The organism is Halomonas sp. AOP27-A1-41 (assembly GCF_052378605.1).
Lineage (GTDB): Bacteria > Pseudomonadota > Gammaproteobacteria > Pseudomonadales > Halomonadaceae > Vreelandella > Vreelandella citrativorans.
Genome location: NZ_JBQSXT010000055.1, coordinates 1 through 1,569 on the forward strand (window position 1 = coordinate 1; position 1,569 = coordinate 1,569).

At 56.3% G+C, this 1,569-nt stretch carries 1 protein-coding gene; it reads right to left on the reverse strand.

The features are described from left to right. Positions 1 to 166: 166 nt before the first annotated feature. Positions 167 to 1,468, reverse strand: coding sequence for an IS1380 family transposase (locus tag ACT3TC_RS17055; RefSeq protein ID WP_179917458.1), 1,302 nt, complete (start codon positions 1,466 to 1,468; stop codon positions 167 to 169). Positions 1,469 to 1,569 lie beyond the last annotated feature (101 nt).

Here is a 1,569-nt window from a genome sequence, read left to right on the forward strand (position 1 = left end):
CCTAGCCTGGATTTCTCATAGTACCTCAGCCAGTACCGCACTCAGGCTGTAACACCGCTAAACACCTACTGGCTCGACTTACATCGGCTACTTTTTAACCACTTTCCGTCCTTCAGACACACTTCCCCCTTTCCCCCATTGCGTCGGGCCGGGGGCGCCCGAGCAGTCAGTTCGGCACCAACCGCCTGACCAGATCGGATAGCGCCGTTTTATAGGGGTAGCTGTCACTCATCAACACCCGGATGCGGCGCGTATTGCGGAGGATGACCGCGCCTACTTTGATGAGCTTGAGCCTCAGGTTGCTTGGACTCATGCGCGCGAAGGGCGTGTGCTTCAGGTAAGTCCGTAACCGCTCGAACAGCGTATAAGCGAAGCCCGACAAGATCAGCCGCCACTGATTGGCCCACCAGTGCGTGCTGGAGGTCCGGTCAGCAAACAGGCTCAGTTGTTGATCCTTGATCCGGTTCTCCATGTCACCCCGGGCACAGTACTGCTCGTAGTAAAGCTTGAAGCCGTCATCGTAACGAGAGCTGATGATAAACCGGGGATTAGAGCCTAACTCACCTTCTTCTAGGCGGGCCACCACCCAGCGTGGGTATTTCCAGGAGCGGGCTTGATACTGGAAGCGGAACGTCCCCGCTACTTTCCCTCCCACCTGCCATTGGGTCTTGCGCACCAGCATCATGGGGACGTCCACTTCCTTGAGCAGCCGGCTGTTCTTTGCGATTCCCACGATGTAGTCGACGTGATGCCGATCACACCAGTTCAGCATCCGGGGACGACAAAAGTGGCTATCACCTCGTAACACGATGCGCGTATCGGGCCAGTATTGACGGATAAAGCGTACCAGTAAGGCGAGGATCGCCCAGCTATGGCGGCTGTCGCTGCGGTCACTGGTGCGCAGATAGCTCACCAGTAAGTGGCGCCCACAGAAGACATACAGTGGGAAGTAGCAGTGGTGATCGTAATAACGGTTAAAGAACTTGCCGGGTTGCTCGCCATGCACGGGGATGTCGGTGCCATCAAAGTCCAGCACGATCTCCTTGGGTGGTTCGTCATGCTGTTCAATGAAGTGATGCCACAGCAACTCATGGGCCTTCACTATTGCTTGCCGATCGGCGTTCTGCTCCACCCGGCACAGCGTCGACTTGCCTGCCAGCGTATCCTCTTCACCGAGCGCTGTCTGAAGGGCCTGATCATAGCGCAGGGCCTCATGGTCGTTGAAATCTTCATAGCCAGCGGCGACACCGAACACCCGCTGACGAACCAACGTGTCGAGCTTATGACGAACCTGTTCCGGTGAGCGGGGATCATGAAGCACGGCGGCCAAGCGGCGTGTTAGGCGATGCTGTTTATCGACTTCACGAAGCAGGAGTAATCCGGCGTCCGACGTAATGTGGCCCCCGGAGAAGTCGGCTTCAATTTGGCGGCGAGAGAGTGGCGAGAAGGTCAGCTTTTCAGGTACCATTTTGGAAGCGGCTGTTGGTGCTTGATGGATTGGTTAGGTTCTTGAAATCATAGCACTTTCAGCCGCTTTCTTTTATACCCTGTGAGAAATCCGGGCTAGTG